At 63.9% G+C, this 19369-nt stretch carries 14 protein-coding genes and 2 tRNA genes; 4 read left to right on the top strand and 12 right to left on the bottom strand.

What is annotated here, in order from left to right; all coding sequences use genetic code 11:
• Positions 1–40 precede the first annotated feature (40 nt).
• Both HIM68_RS02230 and HIM68_RS02225 read right to left on the bottom strand, forming a co-directional pair.
• Complete coding sequence (locus tag HIM68_RS02230; protein WP_139467019.1) at positions 41–796, bottom strand: SDR family oxidoreductase; 756 nt, start codon at positions 794–796, stop codon at positions 41–43.
• Positions 797–874: 78 nt separating this feature from the next.
• Positions 875–2107 (bottom strand): acyltransferase, encoded by a 1233-nt coding sequence (locus tag HIM68_RS02225; protein ID WP_139907952.1) that lies wholly within the window; start codon positions 2105–2107, stop codon positions 875–877.
• Between the two features lie 186 nt (positions 2108–2293).
• Here HIM68_RS02225 and valS point away from each other — a divergent pair, with 186 nt between their 5' ends.
• Both valS and HIM68_RS02215 read left to right on the top strand, forming a co-directional pair.
• Positions 2294–4939, top strand: coding sequence for a valine--tRNA ligase (gene valS / locus HIM68_RS02220; protein WP_172169253.1), 2646 nt, complete (start codon positions 2294–2296; stop codon positions 4937–4939).
• 258 nt (positions 4940–5197) lie between these two features.
• Positions 5198–5890: an AIM24 family protein gene (locus HIM68_RS02215; RefSeq protein ID WP_139467014.1), complete on the top strand. Its 693-nt coding sequence runs from the start codon at positions 5198–5200 to the stop codon at positions 5888–5890.
• Positions 5891–6439: 549 nt separating this feature from the next.
• Here HIM68_RS02215 and HIM68_RS02210 read toward each other — a convergent pair.
• The 7 genes from HIM68_RS02210 to HIM68_RS02180 form a co-directional block, all read right to left on the bottom strand.
• Entirely contained in the window at positions 6440–7726 is a 1287-nt protein-coding gene (locus HIM68_RS02210; protein WP_172169250.1) for an MFS transporter, read from the bottom strand.
• 12 nt (positions 7727–7738) lie between these two features.
• Positions 7739–9022: an ATP-dependent Clp protease ATP-binding subunit ClpX gene (clpX, locus tag HIM68_RS02205; RefSeq protein WP_139467011.1), complete on the bottom strand. Its 1284-nt coding sequence runs from the start codon at positions 9020–9022 to the stop codon at positions 7739–7741.
• 195 nt (positions 9023–9217) lie between these two features.
• Entirely contained in the window at positions 9218–9862 is a 645-nt protein-coding gene (locus HIM68_RS02200) for an ATP-dependent Clp protease proteolytic subunit (protein WP_139467010.1), read from the bottom strand.
• Between the two features lie 26 nt (positions 9863–9888).
• The gene (locus tag HIM68_RS02195) at positions 9889–10485 is read right to left on the bottom strand and encodes an ATP-dependent Clp protease proteolytic subunit (RefSeq protein WP_101545567.1); all 597 of its coding nucleotides are present in this window, start codon (positions 10483–10485) and stop codon (positions 9889–9891) included.
• 204 nt (positions 10486–10689) lie between these two features.
• The gene (gene tig / locus HIM68_RS02190; protein WP_172169247.1) at positions 10690–12066 is read right to left on the bottom strand and encodes a trigger factor; all 1377 of its coding nucleotides are present in this window, start codon (positions 12064–12066) and stop codon (positions 10690–10692) included.
• 212 nt (positions 12067–12278) lie between these two features.
• Positions 12279–13697 carry a hypothetical protein gene (locus HIM68_RS02185; protein WP_253903688.1) on the bottom strand — a complete coding sequence of 473 codons (1419 nt, stop codon included), beginning with the start codon at positions 13695–13697 and terminating at the stop codon, positions 12279–12281.
• A gap of 62 nt (positions 13698–13759) precedes the next feature.
• Positions 13760–13833 (bottom strand) — tRNA-Gly (locus HIM68_RS02180).
• A gap of 165 nt (positions 13834–13998) precedes the next feature.
• Here HIM68_RS02180 and HIM68_RS02175 point away from each other — a divergent pair.
• Positions 13999–14072, top strand: a tRNA-Pro gene (locus HIM68_RS02175).
• Positions 14073–14225: 153 nt separating this feature from the next.
• Here the strand turns inward: HIM68_RS02175 and HIM68_RS02170 are convergent.
• The 3 genes from HIM68_RS02170 to HIM68_RS02160 form a co-directional block, all read right to left on the bottom strand.
• The gene (locus HIM68_RS02170) at positions 14226–15338 is read right to left on the bottom strand and encodes an alcohol dehydrogenase catalytic domain-containing protein (protein ID WP_172169244.1); all 1113 of its coding nucleotides are present in this window, start codon (positions 15336–15338) and stop codon (positions 14226–14228) included.
• A 13-nt stretch (positions 15339–15351) separates the two neighbouring features.
• Positions 15352–15825, bottom strand: coding sequence for a ribose-5-phosphate isomerase (locus tag HIM68_RS02165; protein WP_172169241.1), 474 nt, complete (start codon positions 15823–15825; stop codon positions 15352–15354).
• 64 nt (positions 15826–15889) lie between these two features.
• Entirely contained in the window at positions 15890–16495 is a 606-nt protein-coding gene (locus tag HIM68_RS02160; protein ID WP_139467006.1) for a disulfide bond formation protein DsbA, read from the bottom strand.
• Positions 16496–16688: 193 nt separating this feature from the next.
• On the opposite strand from HIM68_RS02160, the gene pepN reads away from it, so the two are divergent.
• Complete coding sequence (pepN, locus tag HIM68_RS02155) at positions 16689–19367, top strand: aminopeptidase N (protein ID WP_172169238.1); 2679 nt, start codon at positions 16689–16691, stop codon at positions 19365–19367.
• Positions 19368–19369 lie beyond the last annotated feature (2 nt).

Genomic DNA, 19369 nt, shown 5'->3' with positions numbered 1-19369 from the left:
CTCCCTCGCCGAGGCGGCCCCGGGCTGGAGCCGTGGGTGCTCACAGCCCCCGGTTGCGTGCGACCTTATGCTGAGCGGCCTGGGCGATCGGTCGGATGACCATGAGATCGACGTTGAAGTGGTGGGGCCGGGTGAGGGTGTAGACGACGGCGTCGGCGACGTCGTCCGCGGTCAGCGGGTTCTCGACGCCTTCGTAGACCTTCGCGGCCTTCGTCTCATCACCGCCGACGCGTTTGACGGTGAACTCGTCGGTGGCGACCATTCCTGGTGCGATCTCGATGACGCGCACGGGTTCGCCGGCGAGCTCGAGGCGCAGGGTCGCTGCCATCGAGTGGGTGCCGTGCTTCGCAGCGACGTAGCCACCGCCGCCTTCATAGGCCTGATGGCCGGCGGTTGAGGACATGACGACGATGTCTCCGCGGCCGGAATCGATGAGAGCCGGCAGCAGTGCTTTGACGACGCGCAGGACGCCGAGGACGTTGATGTCGAACATGTCCCGCCACCCGTCGACCGATGCCTCGGCGACGGTGTCGGTTCCGAATGCGGCGCCGGCATTGGCCACGAGGGAATGGACGGCTCCGCCGGCGAGCACCTGTTCGGCCATGGACACCACGGCGGCGTCATCGGTGAGGTCGGCGACGATGTAGTCGGCTCCGGTCTCCTCGGCGAGGGCCTTGAGCTTGTCCTCACGGCGAGCCACGGCGACGACGTCCCAGCCCTGCTCGCGCAGCTGTCGGACCGTGGCCGCACCGATTCCGGAACTGGCTCCTGTGACTACTGCTCTGAGCTTTTCCATCTGTGTTCTCCTCTGTCGGGTCTGTCGGCGGGTTTGAGTCTGGATCCCGGAAGCGGGGTTTCCTGTTCGCATCTCAGTCTACGGAGTCGGCTCTCGGCCGCGTGCGGTGTCTTCTGAGCCGAGATCGGTCTCGAAAGGGCCACTCCCGGCCGGCTCGGGTGGCGTCGTTTCTTCCGGGGTCGTCGACGCGGCAGGTGGGGCACCCTTCGCGCCCGGTCGGAGTTTCTTCACGCTCGGTCGGGTGTGCGGGTTGCGGGGCCCGCCTTCGCCGAAGACGGCACGGAAGCCGGGGATCTTCACTGCCACCCAGGTGACTGCGGCGCAGATGATCGCATAGGCGATCGGCATGATCACGGCGTGGAGGAGGACGCCTGGCACGGTGTCAGGCAGGCCCATGGCATTTCGGACAGGGTAGAGCAGGAGCGGATGGAGGAGGAACACACCGAAGGAATACGGGTAGAACCGGTGCAGCAATCCGAAGCCTTCGCGCAGATGGAAATGCAGGAGGAGGTAGGCGGCCATGGAGGCGAGGACGACTCCGGGGGCGAGGTATTCATACGGGAACATCCACGGCTTCTCACCGGGACCCAGACCTGCCCAGACCGCGGTTCCGGCGACCGCGATGATGAGGCTGACCCACGCCAGGACTGCACCCCTGACCGAGAGCACGATATCGCGCAGCACCCAGCCGAGGATGTAGAAACCGGCCATCGGCAGGAACCTGGTGGCGATATTGGCTTCGCCGACGTCGAAGACCATCGACACCCACTGGTCGGTCATGCCGATGCCGAGGAAGATCAGACCGGTCCCCCACTGCAGACGGCGGGAGCCATGGACGCTCAGCAGGCGGAAGAACGGGGTGAGCAGGGTCAGACCGGCAAGGACGTAGAGGAAGTAGAGCTGGACGAAGGGCGATCCGGTGAGGATCGCGATGCCCGGGTTCCAGGTGTCATCGTCGGGCTGCAGGTAGTAGCGGCGGAACAGAACGTACACGACTGTCCAGAACACGAGGGGGATGCCGATTCGCCAGACACGTTTGGACAGGAACCTGCGCGGTTTGCTGCCCCGGTCGGGGTCGAGGGCCAGAGCCCCGGAGATCATGATGAACACGGGCACCGACCACCGGCAGGCGGAGTCGATGGTGTTGGCCAGCCACCAGTCGGGTCCCATACTCGCGAAGTTCTCTTCGACGACGGTGCCCAGGGAATGGATGGCTACGACGGCGATGATCGCGATCGCACGTGCCGGATTCATCCACGCGGTCGACGTGGGCGGCGGATTCTCTGTCGGAATTCGGTCCAAGGGCGCCATGTGTCCATGATGTCATTGCCCGCGGCGCAGGCGACTCACTGCGCCTTCAGGGTGTGAGCCGTCCCACGCCGTCGGACTGGGGCGGCCGGGGCGCGAGTGCTGCACTCGAGCTCCGGTCGGGCTTCGCGCGGCCACTGGCGCGAACCGGTTTGGCCGATCGCGAACCGGGTGAGAAAATCAGCAATTATGAACACACCTGCCTTTTCGGACTCGACGCACGAGTCAGTGAACCTTCCTGACAAGCCGGCCCTCGAGGGGCTGCGGGACAAATGGGACGCCGCGTGGAGCGAGCAGAATGTCTACGCCTTCGACGTCGACACCGATCGCGAGCAGGTCTACTCGATCGACACTCCCCCGCCGACCGCCTCGGGGTCGCTGCATGTCGGACACGTGTTCTCCTACACCCAGACCGACATCATCGCCCGCTATCAGCGGATGACCGGCAAGAACGTGTTCTATCCCCTCGGCTGGGACGACAACGGCCTGCCGACCGAACGTCGCGTGCAGAACTACTACGGAGTCACCTGCGATCCCGGCCAGTCCTACTACCCGGACTTCCAGCCGCCGGAGAAGGCACCGAAGAATTCGCGCGACTTCGTCAAGGTCTCTCGCCAGAACTTCATCGAACTGTGCGAGAAGCTCTCCGCCGAGGACGAGAAGGTGTTCGAAGACCTCTTCCGCTCCACCGGACTGTCCGTTGATTGGAAGTACACATACCGCACGATCGATGACGATTCGCGTGCGGTGAGCCAGCGAGCCTTCCTCACCGATCTGAAGAACGGGCATGCCTATTCGCAGGACGCACCGACCATGTGGGACGTCACCTTCGGCACTGCTGTGGCTCAGGCCGAACTCGAGGATCGTGAGCGCGAAGGCGCGTACCACAAGGTGAAGTTCTTCCCCGAGGGCGCTGATGGCCTGGCCGACACCTCGGCGGAACCGATCATCATCCTCACCTCGCGTCCGGAGCTCATTCCTTCGGTCGTGGCGCTCGTCGCCCATCCCGATGACGAACGCTACGCCTCCCTGTTCGGCACGAATGTCGTTTCGCCGCTCTTCGGTGTCAGCGTCGAGATCCGCGCCCATGAGCTTGCGAAGTCCGATAAGGGCACCGGCATCGCCATGGTCTGCACCTTCGGCGACCTCACCGACGTCACGTGGTGGCGTGAACTCGATCTGCCGACCCGCGCGGTGATCAACCGAGGCGGCCGCCTCAACCTCGAGGTGCCCGAGTGGATCGCGAACTCGCCGAAGTCCGATGCTGTGGCCAACTATGAGGCGCTGGCAGGAAAGACGACGTTCTCTGCGCGCAAGGACATTGCGCAGATGCTCATCGACTCCGGTGACCTCATCGGTGAGATCGAGCCGATCACGCATCCGGTCCCGTTCTACGAAAAGGGCGACAAACCGCTCGAGGTCGTCACCAGCCGTCAGTGGTACATCCGCAACGGCGGGCGGTCGGCCGAGCTGCGGGATGCGCTCATCGCCCGCGGTCGCGAGATCGAGTGGCATCCGGCGTACATGCGCTCCCGCTACGAGAACTGGGTGGAGAACCTCAACGGCGACTGGCTGGTCTCCCGGCAGCGGTTCTTCGGTGTCCCGATTCCGCTGTGGTACCGCCTCGACGCTGATGGTCAGCCCGATTATGATGATCCGATCGTGCCCGAGTCGCTTCCGTGCGACCCCATCGCCGAGGCTCCCGCCGGCTTCACCGACGACCAGCGTGATGTGCCCGGCGGGTTCACCGCAGACCCGGATGTCCTCGACACCTGGGCGACGTCGTCGCTGACGCCGCAGCTGCTCGGCGGCTGGTCGCGTGACGAGGAGTTCTTCGACAAGGTCTTCCCCTTCGACCTGCGTCCGCAGGGACACGACATCATCCGCACTTGGCTGTTCTCCACCGTGGTCCGGGCGAACTCGCTCAACGATGCGGCACCGTGGAAGCACGCCGGCCTGTCGGGGTGGATCCTCGATCCGGACCGGAAGAAGATGTCGAAGTCCAAGGGCAATGTCGTGGTTCCGTCGGACATCCTCGGCGAGGCGAAGCCGGGATTCGGTCCTGACGCGGTCCGCTACTGGGCGGCCAGCGCGAAACTCGGTGCGGACACCGCTTATGACGTCACACAGATGCAGATCGGCCGCCGGCTGGCGATGAAGCTGCTCAACGCCTCGAAGTTCGCTCTGGCACAGGGTGTGCATGCCGGTCTCATCGGTCAGCTCGGCGCCGTCACCCACGATCTCGATCGGGCCCTGCTGGCAAAGCTTGCCGAGGTCGTCGAGCAGGCCGGGAAGCATATGGCCGCTTACGACTATGCTCATGCACTGCGTGTGACCGAGAGCTTCTTCTGGGAGTTCACCGATGACTATGTCGAGCTCGTCAAGGACCGTTCCTACGGCTCATCGGGATCTGACGATCAGCTGTCGGCGCACGTCACCTTGGCCACTGCTCTGGATGTCCTGCTGCGTCTGTTCGCTCCGTTCACTCCGTTCGTCACCGAAGAGGTCTGGTCCTGGTGGCGCACCGGTTCGGTCCACCGTGCGCCGTGGCCGGCAGATGAGGTGCTGAGCCATCCGGAATCGTCCGTCGATCCCGAGCTGCTAGCCTCGGTGGCAGCCGCACTGACCGAGATCCGCCGCACGAAGACCGAGGCCAAGGTGTCGCAGAAGACCGAGGTCGCTTCCGTGACCATTCAGGCGCCGGCCGCCGTCGTCTCCGCGATCACGGCGGCAGAAGGCGACCTCACGGCGGCGGGCCGTATCAAGTCCCTGAGCACCGAGGAAGCCGGCGATGAGATCACCATTGCCTCGATCGACTTCGTCGACCAGGACTGAGCCGAACACCAGCCGGCCCTGACTGCCAGAAGAAGCAGCTTCCGGCCCCACCGGCTGAACTGAGACCCGAACTGGTCCCGCAGAGCCCCGCGACATTCGTTCCTCCGCAGCGTCGGAGCAGTGGATGCCGTGGGGCTCTGTTCATGTTCCGGAACGGATACACGAAATGACCGGGGTCTGCGTTCTCTCCGCCGTACTATGGTTATCGACCACTGAAGAAACACCGAAGTCCTCCCTGAACGAAAGGTCCCCAGAACCGTGAGAAGCGAACTCTTTTCCAAGCGCAACGCCGAGGTCCAGAATCAAGAGCGGTGGACGCTCCAGTCGAACAAGATGCTGCGTTCGGTGGTCACACCGAACGCTCCGATGATCGCCACCAAGGGCGCGATGGTCGCCTATCAGGGCGATGTCCGCTTCACCCACCAGGGGTCGAAGTCGGTCGGCCAGTTCATGAAGAAGGCAGCCACCGGCGAGGGCGGGAACGTCATGCGCGTCGAGGGACACGGAGAAGTGTTCTTCGCCAGGGAGGCCTCGAACATCTTCATGATGGCGCTCGAAGGTCCGCAGGACGCACTGACCGTCAACACCGCGAATCTGCTCGCCTTCGACGACGCGCTCAGCTGGGAGATCAAACGCATCAAGGGCGGTGTCGGTGCGATGGTCAGCGGTTCGGGACTGTTCAACCTCGAACTTGCCGGACAGGGCACTGCCGCCATCTGCTGCAAGGGTGAACCCATGGTCCTCGACTGCTCGCAGCAGCCGACCTTCGTCGACCCGCAGGCCGCCGTCTGCTGGTCCTCGGCGCTGGCCCCGCAGATCAAGACCGACGTCAGCGTCGGCACATTCTTCGGTCGCGGCTCCGGTGAGTCCGTGCAGCTGGCATTCCACGGCCCCGGCTTCGTCGTCGTCCAGCCCGCAGAGAACGCCGTCTACTCGGCCACCACCAGCTGACGCACCTGGCGGCCGTCCGCAGCATCACCACGCTGACGCACCCCCGACCTGCAGCTTCGGCAGCGAGTCGGGGGTGTCGTCGTCTCCCCCGCGCATCTCCCCATGTTCTCGCATCGGGCGCCCCTCACCCGTCGTGACTCAACGCCTTGGTGCACAACGGTGTTTCGACAGGACGGGAGAGGGATGCACCAGCACCGGGGCGTTAAGACACCAACGCGGTAGAGCGAGAGCAGCACTGAGAGATGCGAAAGTACTGGAGCGTCATGGCTCTTGCAATCCGGTGTGAGTGGTACGCGGCAAGCTGCGCGACAATACCCGAAAGCGCAGAAGAGTCGGGCTATCCTGACATGTCGGAGAAACCGAGTCCGCTTGGCTCATTCGGGGCTCGACGTCGACTCTCCGCTGGGGCGTCAGGCGTTCAAGCGCACGGGTCCGGGGTGACCGGGAATACTGGCCGGAATGGAGCAGTCCCTCCGGGACGACGACTCGCGCAGATTCGGGGACGACTCGTAGCAGGAGTACGGTCGAACGTAAGGTCTGCTTGATGGATCAGGCAGTGGGGACAGTGTGCTCGTGCCCGCCGCGTTCGACCCGGTATTTCCGGAAGGTCGGAAAGGCCACCGCACAGGCGAGCACGAGAACGATGACGGCGATGCCGCCACCCGCCGAGGCGACCGTGGTGTCTGTGACTGCAGCAACGGAGCCGTGGAGGACGTCCGCGATACGAGGTCCGCCGGCGACGACGACGATGAACACTCCCTGCATCCGACCGCGCATCGCATCGGTTGCGGCTTCCTGGAGCATCGTCTGCCGAAAAGCGCCGGAGACGATATCGGCTCCTCCGCCGACCGCCATCGCAGCCAATGCGACGACGAGTGCGGTCAGCCAGAACCCAGCCGCCAGCTCAAGGGACAGTCCGAACACCGTCATTGCCGCACCCCAGACGACGATGGCGACGATGACGGCCAGTCCCTGGCGCTCCACACGTGAGACCCACCCCGAGAAGATCCCGGCCAATGCACTTCCGCCGGCCAGCGCGGCGAAGAGCAGCGAGAAGACGATGCCGCCCTCAGGCGGACCGTCGAAGGTCTCCGCGGCGATCTGCGGGAACAGGGCCCGTGGCATTCCGAAGACCATCGCAATGATGTCCACCAGCAGAGAGACCATGACGACGGTGTTCGTCCGCAGATACCGGAACCCGTCGACGATGCCTTTGAACCCCGACCGAGTATCGAGCTGTTTCTGCGGCGGCAGCGACGGCAGTCGCATCACTGCGTAGAGCGTAGCGAACAGGAACACGGCGTCGATGACGTAGAGCAGCTGGTACCCGAACAGAGGGATCAGCGCTCCGCCGACGACAGGGCCGACGACGGCGCCCAATGTCATCACAGTCATGTTCAGCGAGTTCGCCGCGGGCAGCAGGCCGAGCGGGATGATCGACGGCAGCAGAGCTCCCCGAGCCGGCTGGTTGAGTGCGAAGAATGCCTGCTGCATCGAAAACACCGACAGCAGCAGCCAGACATTGTCGATGCTGAGCACCGCGATGAGGGCAAGTATCGCGCTCGTGACGATCAGACCGACCGTCGAGATCACGAGCAGTCTGCGTCGATCGATGACATCGGCCAACGATCCGCCCCACAGTCCGAAGACGATAAGAGGAATCAGCCCGAACGCACCGGCGAGCCCGACATACCCGGACGACCCGGTGATATGGAAGATCTGTGCGGGGATCGCCACAACAGTCATCTGCGCACCGATGACGGTGACGATATTGGCCACCCACAGTCGTCGGAACGACGCGTAGCGCAGTGGGCGTGTGTCGGCCAGGAGTCTCATGCGAAAAGAGACTCAGGCAGACTTCTTATTCGTCCTGTTCCGTGACTTCGGCACGAGGGTCGGGGCGACATTGGATTCGACGACGTCCTTGGTCACGACCACCTCGGCGATGTCTTCGCGTGAAGGCACATCGAACATGACCGGCTGCAGGACCTCTTCCATGATCGAGCGCAGGCCACGAGCGCCCGTGCCGCGCAGCAGAGCGAGATCGGCGATCGCCTCAAGTGCCTCGGTCTCGAATGTCAGGGAGACATTGTCGAACTCGAACATCCGCTGGTACTGCTTGACCAGGGCGTTCTTCGGTTCCGTGAGGATCGACATCAGCGCTGCCCGGTCGAGGTTGGACACGGTGGCCAGCACCGGCAGGCGGCCGATGAACTCCGGGATGAGGCCGAACTTGAGCAGATCTTCGGGAAGGATGTCCGCGTAGAGGTCCTCTTCGTCGTTCTTCGACTGCAGCAGGGCGCCGAAGCCGATTCCGTGCTTGCCCTTGCGGCCGGCGACGATCTCCTCCATCCCGGCGAAAGCGCCGGCGACGATGAAGAGCACATTGGTCGTGTCGATCTGCAGGAAGTCCTGGTGCGGGTGTTTGCGCCCGCCCTGCGGCGGCACCGACGCCTGGGTGCCTTCGAGGATCTTCAGCAGTGCCTGCTGCACGCCCTCACCTGACACGTCACGGGTGATCGACGGGTTCTCCGACTTGCGAGCGATCTTATCGATCTCGTCGATATAGATGATTCCGTGCTCGGCACGCTGGATATCGAAATCCGCGGCCTGAATGAGTTTGAGCAGGATGTTCTCGACGTCTTCGCCGACGTAGCCGGCTTCGGTCAGCGCGGTGGCATCGGCGACCGCGAATGGGACATTGAGGCGTTTGGCCAGCGACTGGGCGAGGTAGGTCTTTCCCGAGCCGGTGGGACCGACGAGCAGAATATTCGACTTCGCGATCTCAACCTCGGACTCGCTGGAGCCGAGGGTCTTCTCGTCACCGGACTGCAGCGAACGGATGCGCTTGTAGTGGTTGTAGACGGCTACCGACAGTGCCTTCTTCGCCGGTTCCTGACCGACGACGTACTCCTGGAGGAAGTCGAAGATCTCACGAGGTTTGGGCAACTCGAGTTCGGCCTGCTCCGGACTGGATTCGCTGAGCTCCTCTTCGATGATCTCATTGCACAATCCGATGCATTCATCGCAGATGTAAACACCAGGTCCGGCGATGAGTTTCCGAACCTGCTTCTGAGACTTCCCACAGAAGTTGCATTTGAGCAGGTCTGCTCCGTCCGCACTGCGAGCCACTGTCACAACCTTTCGCCAGGACGCTTGGCCCCAACTCTACCGCTCGTGTTTCCTGTACCTCAATAGCTTCCCATACGTGGCTGACACGAGCCCCCAGCCACGACTCGGTGTGTCGGCGGAAGGAACCGAGAACGGGTCCGCCGATCGCAATCGCACGAACCCGTTCTCAGTGTCTCCCTGTCCTCCGACAGGTGATCAGCTCGCGTTCTTGCGCGAAGAGAGCACCTGGTCGACGAGACCGTAGTCCTTGGCCTGCTCGGCCGTGAGGAAGAGGTCGCGTTCGATGTCGTTCGAGACCTGTGCGGCCTCCTTGTTCGAGTGCTTGGCCAGAGTTCCCTCGAGCCATTCGCGCATCCGCAGCACTTCAGCGGCCTGGATCTCGAGGTCAGAGGCCTGACCCTGTCCCTGCCCCTGCATCGCGGGCTGGTGAATGAGCACTCGCGCGTTCGGCAGGGCCAGACGCTTGCCGGGAGTGCCGGCGGCCAGCAGCACGGCAGCTGCGGAGGCGGCCTGACCGAGGCAGACGGTCTGGATCTCCGGCTTGATGTACTGCATCGTGTCGTAGATGGCCGTCATCGCCGTGAACGACCCACCCGGCGAGTTGATGTACAGAGTGATGTCGCGGTCAGGATCCTGCGATTCGAGGACGAGCAGCTGAGCCATGACATCGTCGGCGGAGGTGTCATCGACCTGTGCGCCGAGGAATACGACGCGGTCGTCGAAGAGCTTCGTGTAGGGATCCTGGCGCTTGAAGCCATAGGGTGTGCGCTCTTCGAACTGCGGCATGACATAACGCGACTGCGGCATGTTCGACGCCGTCGAACCCGGCATAAAGTTCATTGAATTCATTCTTCCCTCACTCCTGCTCAGTTGTTCTCGACGTCGGACGCGCGGGTGACCATCTTGTCGATGAATCCGTATTCGAGCGCCTCTTCGGCGGTGAACCAGTGGTCGCGGTCGTTGTCCTGGAGGATCTGCTCGAGCGACTTCCCGGTCTGCTGAGCAGTCAGTTCGGCCATCTGCTTCTTCATGTGCAGGATCAGTTCGGCCTGGATCTTGATGTCGGTGGCCGTGCCGCCGATGCCGCCCAGCGGCTGGTGCATGAGGATGCGGGCGTGCGGGGTGGCGTAGCGCTTGCCCGGGGTGCCCGAGGAGAGCAGGAACTGTCCCATCGACGCGGCCATGCCCATGGCCACGGTGGAGACATCGGGCTTGATGTACTGCATCGTGTCGTAGATGGCCATTCCGGCGGTGACGGAGCCGCCGGGCGAGTTGATGTAGAGCGAGATGTCCGCTTCGGGATCTTCGGCGGCCAGCAGCATCATCTGCGCGCAGATGGCGTTGGCGTTGTCGTCACGCACTTCCGAACCGAGCCAGATGATGCGCTCTTTGAGAAGACGATTGAAGATGTGGTCGTCCAGACCCATTCCCCCACCGGCGTCGAGGCCGACGGGCGCTGTCATGTCGTATGCGCTCACGTTTCACTCCTGTGTTCTGTGGATGGCTTGTTATGGACTCTAACCGCTCTCCCCCGGGTTTTAGTCCGCGGCGAGGCCTGTGTTCGCCCTCAGCGTGATCGGGACCTGCGCAGATGCGAAGACGGTGGGTACGGATCGTGATCCGTACCCACCGTCTCATCAGGATTCCACCGCCGAGGCGGCTCGTCCTCAGTTCTCTTCGGCGGCCTCTGCAGGTGCTTCGTCCGCGGCTTCCGCGCTCTGCGCAGTCGCGTCGGCATCCTCGGCGCCGGCTTCCTCGGCGTCGTCCCCGGCGGAGGTGAAGGCCTCCATGTCGACGACGTTTCCGGCGGTGTCCTTGACCGTGGCACCGGCGAGGACAGCGGCCAGGGCCTTGCGGCGCGAGACCTCGCCGACAAGCGCATTGACCTGGCCGGAGCTGTCGAGCATCTGGGCGAACTCGTTGGGGTTCATTCCGTACTGCTGCGAAGCGGAGATCAGGTACTCGATGAGTTCGGGCTGGCTGACCTCGACGTTCTCGGCTTCGGAGACCGCATCGAGGATGAACTGCGTGCGCAGGTTGCGCTCGGTCTCCTCGGTGACCTCCTTGCGATGTTCGTCGTCGTCCGAACGGTTCTCGGACTCGAGGTGACGCTCGACCTCGTCGGTGACGATCTTGGCCGGGACCGGAACGTCGAGGGTCTCGATGAGGTGTTCGAGGACCTTGTCCCGTGCCTGGACGCCCTGCTCAGTTTCCTTGGCCTTGCCGGCCTGGACGCGCAGGTCCTCCCGCAGTTCGTCGATCGTGTCGAACTCGCTGGCCAGCTGAGCGAAGTCGTCGTCGGCCTCGGGAAGTTCGCGTTCCTTCACAGCGCCCAGGGTGATCTTCACAGTGCCCTGTTCGCCGGCGTGCTCGCCACCTGCGAAGGTGGTCTCGAAGGTCGTGGTCTCTCCGGCGGAGAGCCCGTCGAGCGCTTCGTCCATGCCTTCGAGCATCGTTCCGGCGCCGACCTGGTAGGAGATGTCGGAGGCGGTGTCGATCTCTTCGTCGCCGATGGTGGCGACGAGGTCGAGAGTCACGAAGTCGTCCTTGGCCGCGGGGCGATCGACGGCGACGAGGGTTCCGAAGCGGGTACGCAGCTGCTCGAGCTCCGCATCCACATCGGCGTCGGTGACCTCGATGGGGTCGACCTCGATGTTGATCGTGTCGTAGGCAGGCAGCGTGACCTCGGGGCGCACGTCGACCTCGACGGTGAAGCCGAGTTCGCCGTCTTCGGTTCCGTCGAGACCGGGAACCTCGGAGATCTCGACCTCGGGTTGGCCCATCGGCTTGAGGTCGTGCTCTTCGACCGCGTTGCGGTAGAAGTCGTCAAGACCGTTGTTGATGGCTTCCTGGATCACAGCAGGACGGCCGATGCGCTGATCGATGATGCGCGCGGGGACCTTGCCCTTACGGAACCCGGGGACGGTGACCTGGGCCCCGATGGTCTTGTATGCCTCGTCGACGCTCGGTTTGAGTTCGGCGTATGGGACTTCCACGCTGATCTTGACCCGGGTGGGGTCGAGTTGCTCGACGGAGCTCTTCACAGTGTGACCTTTCAAATTCGACAGTCATGCATTTTCGGTCATCTCCGACCTGATCATCCGGGTTCGTGACCGCAAACGGCCATCTCACAGCCTGATCGGTCATCTCGTGACCTTAGAGGGAGCGAAAGTCCACGAATAGTTCGCGCACGTCCGCAAGACGCAATCCCCTATGTTACGCGAAACCCCGCCCGATACGCGAAACCGGGGTGATTTCACGAGCTCGCTCCACCTCGGTGCCCATAGAGTTCGTCGAGGGTGATGATGACGTTGGCCGCAGTCCACGACAGTGGCGCCACGGAGACCGGATCGCCGTCCCCGCTGATCTTCTCCGGCAGAGACCCTGCGCTCGTGCGGTGCCCTGCCAGCCAATCGAGGATCGATTCGGCTCGGTCGCTGATCCCGAGGCGCGCGAAGCCGAGCGCCATGAGCGACGTCGACGGCGTCCAGCTGGAGCGGTCGATGATCCAGCCGTGTCCGGGCTTGATCCCTCCGGCCGGCTGCTCGAGGTGGTCCCAGACGCCGGCGAGAACCTCGGGTTCGAGCGCGTAGATCCCCTCTGACCGATTCGGCACGAGCCCGGCCGCAGGCAGGTAGGCGATGGCCGAATCCGATCCGCCCGAGGTGGGGTACCGCTGCATCCCATTGGCTCCGAAGGTTCGAGTGAAGGTCGCACGAAAATCATCCGCTGCGAGCAGAACGGCTGCCGCATCCTCGCCGAGGCGGCCCCACAGTTCAGAATCCGCCTTCGTCAGTGCGGTGAGTGAGTTCATCCCGACCAGAGTCGGTCCGGCCAAGCCGAGGGTGACCTGGGATTCTCCGACCTCCCAATAGTCCGGGCCGACCGGAGGCAGGCTGCGACCGCGGTCGGTGAGGTCGAAGAGACGCCGGGTGGTCCGTCGCAGAAGGTCATCGAACTCGCCGAGGTCGAACTGAGCGGCCGTCGCCCTGGAGACCGAATGCACTTCGGAGATCGCCCACAGGACGAGACCGAGGGAGTCGAACTGCGACTCGCGATCGTCCGGAGGCAGTCCGGTCGACGGGTCGACGCGGGCGGCAAACGACCCGTCGACCGCTTGTACGGACTGCAGGCAGCGCAGATGGCTCCATGACAGTTCCGACAACCCGACCCGCGCCAGAGCCACTGCAGAGAAGGCCGTGTCCCGCGGCCAGACATAGCGCCAAGCACCGGCCCATCCGGCGACCGGCGCGGGCAGCTCGTCGCTGAGGACCCACAGGTCGAGCAGGGCGGAGACAGCGAGGTCGCGGCGATGGGCAGGCAGAGATCCCAGCCACGATTCGCAGCTGTCGAGGAATTCCCGCTGCCTCCGGGCCGGGCCCGGATCGGACAGATCCGGCATGACTCGTGACTGTGCGGGCAGGCGTCGCGCGGCGACGGCGTCGAGGGCCTCACGCCGGCCAGATCCGGTGTAGGCGGCGGTGACCGAGCGGACGGGATCCGGTTGGGCCGCCTCGGCGAGGGCTGCGGTGATCGCCGAACCGAGACCGATCGCACCGATCCCGGCGACCGCTCCGGTGAGCATCGCTCGCCGGCTGGGCCGGGCGATCGCCGACGCAGTGTCCCGCTCATCGCGCAAGGGCGTGCTCTGCGGCGGCTGATCGACTGTGGTCATCTGAGGATCTTACCCGTCCGGGAATGAAGAAACCGGCCTGACCATCAGGTCAGACCGGCTTGTGGAGGGGATGACGGGAATCGAACCCGCACCATCAGTTTGGAAGACTGAGGCTCTACCATTGAGCTACATCCCCGTGTTGCGAGTTCGACTATAGTCGAGAACTTCTTCGAGCGCCAAATCGACATTCGGTGACCTGTGTCACCCCTGCGATCTCAATGTGAGGTGCATCGCATTGACGGGTTTGCGCGATTCACAAGGTGCACGTCGCGACCCGCCTGTGGTTAGATAGGAGCCGTCGCGGGATGTGGCGCAGCTTGGTAGCGCATCTGTTTTGGGAACAGAGGGTCGCAGGTTCAAATCCTGTCATCCCGACAGACTCCAGCCGCCCGGACCGATCGGTCCGGGCGGCTTCGTCATGCCGAAATACGCTGGCCCCCAATTACTACCTGAGGGCGGCCCAGATACCTGGCGCTAGGTTGCTCAGCCGCCGTCAGGTAGTACCAAAGGAGACATCTCAGGTGAGGCTCACGCCTCGAAGTCGATGACCTGCCTGACGACCGTCCCGTCGGAGAGCGCGTCGAAGGCCTCGTTGAGCTCGTTCAGCTTGATCGTGTCGGAGATGAGCTCCTCGACGGGCAGCTTGCCTTCTCTCCATAACTGGGCATAGACGGGGATATCCCGACTCGGCACTGCCGACCCCAGATAGGAGCCGATCACGGTCCGGGCCTCGGCTGTCAGGGTCACCGGGGTGATGTGAGACTGCGCGTCCGGGGCGGGCAACCCCACCGTCACAGTCGTCCCGCCGACGGCTGTGGCCGTGAACGCGGTCTCGAAGGCCCGAGCATGCCCGACGCATTCGATGACGATCGGAGCCTTCCGCTCCCCGAGCTGTTCGGGGGTGTAGACCTCGATGGCGCCGAGTTCCTTCGCCCGCACCAGCTTGTCGGGGTTCGCGTCGACGCCGATGACTCCGGCCGTCTCGATCGACAGAGCCGTGGTGAGTGCGGCCATTCCGACTCCGCCGAGACCGACGATCATCACCTCATCATCCGGTCCCGGCCGTCCCGCATTGAGCACCGCTCCCCCGCCGGTGAGCACGGCGCAGCCGAGCACCGCAGCGATGGAGGCGGGAACATCGTCGTCGACGGGAACCACGGATGCCCGGTTGACCACTGCGTGAGTGGCGAACACGGACGCACCGAGGTGGTGGAGCACCTCGGCGCCGGTGTCGTCGTGGAGACGCACCTTGTGTCCGTCGAACGGCAGGGTCCCTGCTCCGTTCGTCGCACTGCCAGGCGTGCACGGAAGTTTTCCGTCGGTGCGGCAGTTCGCGCACTCCCCGCAGCGAGGCAGGAACACTGTGACGACCTGTTGGCCGATCTCGAGATCATCGACGCCGTCGCCGAGCTTCTCAACGACTCCCGCGCCTTCGTGCCCGAGCAGCATCGGCAGCGGGCGGGGACGGTTGCCGTCGACGACAGAGAGATCCGAGTGGCAGACCCCGGCCGCCGTCATCCGAATGAGCACCTCACCGGGACCCGGCTCATCGAGTTCGAGGGTCTCAACCGACATCGGCTGCGACTGGGCAAATGGCCGAGGCCGCTGCATCTCGCGCAGAACAGCGCCGTGGATCTTCACAGTGTTCTCCCTCTTACAGAGCCTGCCGGCCCTGCTCCTCATACTTCGCCATGATGTCGATGCGACGTTCGTGACGCTCATCGCCGGAGAACGGCTCGGCCAAGAATGCATCGACGATCGCGATCGCATCGGCTTCCGGGTGCTGGCGGGCACCGACGGCGACGATCTGCGCGTTGTTGTGCTGACGGGCCAATTTCGAGATCTCCGGGTTCCAAGCCAGAGCGGTGCGTGCACCCTTGACGAGGTTGGCGGCCATCTGCTCGCCGTTGCCCGATCCCCCGATCACGACTCCGAGTGCTTCTTGACCGGCGGCCTGATCATCGACGACGGCCTGTGCCGCGGCGATGCAGAAGGCCGGGTAGTCATCGAGCGCGTCATATTCAAGGGCGCCGTGGTCGACGACGTCGTGACCGGCCGACTCGAGATGGGACTTGAGGACCTCCTTGAATTCGAATCCGGCGTGGTCGGTGCCGAGGTGAACCTTCATATGTCTGCCTTTCGGTGGGATCTGTTGATCGATCGAGTCCGCTGATTGTGCGGACCGTTGAGTCTCAGTCGAAGTTCGGGCCCTGGTCACGTGTGCGCTTGAGTTCGAAGAATCCCGGCGTCGAGGCGACCGCGAGGACTCCGTCGAAGAGGCGTCCGGCGTCCTCTCCCTTCGGAGCGGGGGTGACGACAGGACCGAAGAACGCGGTTCCGGCGACACGGCAGATCGGTGTGCCGACATCGTCGCCGACCAAGCTCAGAGCCTCGTCGTGGGAGGCCTGGAGCTGCGCGTCGTAGTCATCGGTCTCGCCGTACTTCATGAGGTCGGCGGGCAGCTGAAGTTCGGCCAGAGCCTCGGACACTGCCTTCTCGAAGTCCTTCTCTCCGCCCGGGTGGATCCTTGTGCCGATCGCGGTGTAGAGAGGTTCGGCAATCTCCTCACCGTGCTCGGCGATCGCGGCGGTGACGATGCGCATCGGGGCCAAGGCCCGGTTCATCAGTGCCCGGTAGTCCTCGGGAATGTCCTTGTCCCGATTGAGGAAGTTCAGGCTCATCGGGTGGAACTTCACCTCGACGTCGCGGACCTTCGCCACTTCGAGTCCCCAGCGTGAGGTCATCCATGCCCACGGGCAGGCCGTGTCGAACCACAGATCGAGTGTTTCCTTGCTCACTGTCTCTCCTCCGTCAAACGCTCGAGGGTCCCGTGCCGGGCACCCATCGTGTCAGTGCTCAATCTATCAAGACCGGCCATCCTCGGTGACGGTGGCCGAATCGCGATCCGTCGCACCGACACCGCCGCAGCGGAGCCTGTCCATGAAAGAATGACCGAGTACACCCGGTTCCCGAAGCGAAGGTCACCTCACTGTGCCGCAACACAATCTCACACGCGACGAAGCACGCGAACGTTCAGCCATCGTGGACGTCTCGAGCTACGAGCACACTCTGATCCTCACAGGAGTCGGTGAGAGTTTCCGCGTCCGTTCACGTATCCGGTTCACCGCGGCAGCGGATTCGACGACATTCATCGACGCCATCACCGCGAGTGTCGAGCGCGTCCGACTCAACGGCACGGACCTCGACCTCGCCGAGGTGGTCGCACCGGCCCGCATCACCCTTCCCGGCCTCGCCGCTGAGAACGAACTCATCGTCGATGCCCATTTCGCCTATATGAACACCGGAGAAGGTCTGCACCGATTCGTCGACCCGATCGATGACGAGGTCTACCTCTACTCTCAGTTCGAGGTCCCTGACGCCCGCCGTGTCTTCCCCGTGTTCGAGCAGCCCGATATCAAGTCTCCGTACTCCTTCACCGTCATCGCGCCGGAGAAGTGGACCGTCGTCTCGAACTCCCCCACTCCGACTCCGAGCGACGCGAAGGAGACCTTCGCCGAGCTCGGAGAGGAACCGCAGGAGGGCATGGCGGTGTGGCAGTTCGCCCCGACCACGCCGATTTCGTCGTATATCACCGCGATCATCGCCGGCCCGTATGAGTCCGTGCATTCGCAGCTGACTTCCTCCGACGGTTCGATTGTTCCTCTGGGCCTCTACTGCCGCGCGTCTCTGCTCGAACACCTCGATGCGACGAAGCTGTTCCGGATCACGAAGGCCGGTTTCGAGTTCTTCGAACGCGAATTCGGTGTCTCCTACCCGTTCGAGAAGTACGATCAGCTCTTCGTGCCCGAGTTCAATGCCGGAGCGATGGAGAATGCCGGCGCCGTGACGATCCTCGAGAACTATGTGTTCCGGTCACGTCCAACCGAGGCTCTTGTTGAGCGCCGGACCGTCACGATCCTCCACGAGCTCGCCCATATGTGGTTCGGCGACCTCGTCACCATGCGCTGGTGGAACGATCTGTGGCTCAACGAGTCCTTCGCCGAGTTCATGTCGACGCTGGCGACGGCCGAGGCCACCGAATTCGCCGATGCGTGGACGACCTTCGCCACGATCGAGAAGTCCTGGGCCTACCGACAGGATCAGCTGCCGAGCACGCACCCGATCGTCGCCCCGATCGAGGACCTTGCCGATGTCGAAGTCAACTTCGACGGAATCACCTACGCCAAGGGCGCTTCCGTGCTCAAACAGCTCGTGGCCTGGGTCGGTCGCGAGGAGTTCTTCTCCGGCCTCAAGAGCTACTTCGACAAGCACGCGTGGTCGAACACCGAGCTCTCCGATCTGCTCACGGAGCTCGAGGCTACCTCGGGCAGGGATCTGGAGAGCTGGTCGAAGCTGTGGCTGGAGGAATCCGGAGTCAACCTCCTCGAGGCCGTCGTCACCACTGGAGCCGGTGATGGCACGGCCAAGGCATCGGGAACGGACGAGCAGACGATCTCGAGCCTGCGCGTGACTCAGCAGCCCTGGTCGATTCCGGGTCAGCCGACCCCGTCGCTGCGTCCGCACCGGCTGGCCGTCGGCTTCTATTCGGACAACGGGCAGGGACGTCTGCAACGCACTCATTCCTTCCCCCTCGACATCGACGGAGAATCCGCAGAGGTGGACGAGGCTCGAGGCCTGGCCCTGCCCAATGTCATCGTCGTCAACGACGCCGATCTCAGCTATGCGAAGGTCCGCTTCGACGCCCGCAGCATGGACACTGCGGCGAACAGACTGGGTGACTTCGACGATTCGCTCACCCAGCTCCTCGTGCTGGCAACGCTGTGGGATGAAGTCCGTGACGGAGAACGGCCCGTCCACGACTACATCAACACTGTGCTCACCCATCTGGGCGCCATCACCCATTCCTCCGGACTGCTCACGCAGATGCGCCAGCTCGATACCGCGGTCGGCTCCTACCTGCCGCCGCAGGAGCGCGAGAGGATGCACGCCGAGGTGGCTGACCGTTTCCTCGAGGTCCTCGAGGCGACCGAGGAAGGATCGGACCAGGCCTTCCAGTTCGTGCGCGGATTCATCCGTCACGCGACCACACCCGTTCAGCTGGATCGGCTGAAGTCCTGGTTGCGACCGGAGACCGAACGCGTCTATGGGATCGCCCTGGACACCGATCTCACATGGGAGATCATCATCGGCCTGTGTTCGAACGACGCCGTCGATGATTCGACAGTCGAGGAGATGAGCCGCAGAGACCCCAGCGCCACCGGTGTCCGCCACGCCGCGACAGCGCGGGCCAGCCGCCCCACCTCGGCGTCGAAATCGCAGACCTTCACACGGATGGTCGACGATGCAGATCTGCCGAACTCGGAACTCGGGGCGCTCGCTCTCGGCTTCGGTACCGGGCTGCAGACGAACTCCGGGGATTCCATCGCCGCCGAGGCGCCGCTGCGGTCCTTCGCCGACGAATACTTCGCACGGGTGGCAGGCTGGTGGGAGACGCGGACCCTGGAGATGGCGCAGACGATGACTCTGCGGCTGTACCCACCGGTGAGTTCTGCCACAGTCGACGCCACGTCACAGTGGCTCGACGATCACCCCTCAGCACCGAAGGGCCTGGTGCGGCTGATGCGGGAGAACCTCGCCGATGCGAAGCGGGCGCTGCAGGTTCAGCGTGTGTCCAGCGCTTCCAAGGGATCATTGAACCTTCACAGTTAGTC

The sequence above is a fragment of the Brevibacterium sp. CT2-23B genome (assembly GCF_013168765.1).
Classification (GTDB): Bacteria; Actinomycetota; Actinomycetes; order Actinomycetales; family Brevibacteriaceae; genus Brevibacterium; species Brevibacterium sediminis.
Note: the sequence above shows the minus strand (reverse complement) of the source record. Positions and strands in the feature narration are given on the sequence as shown.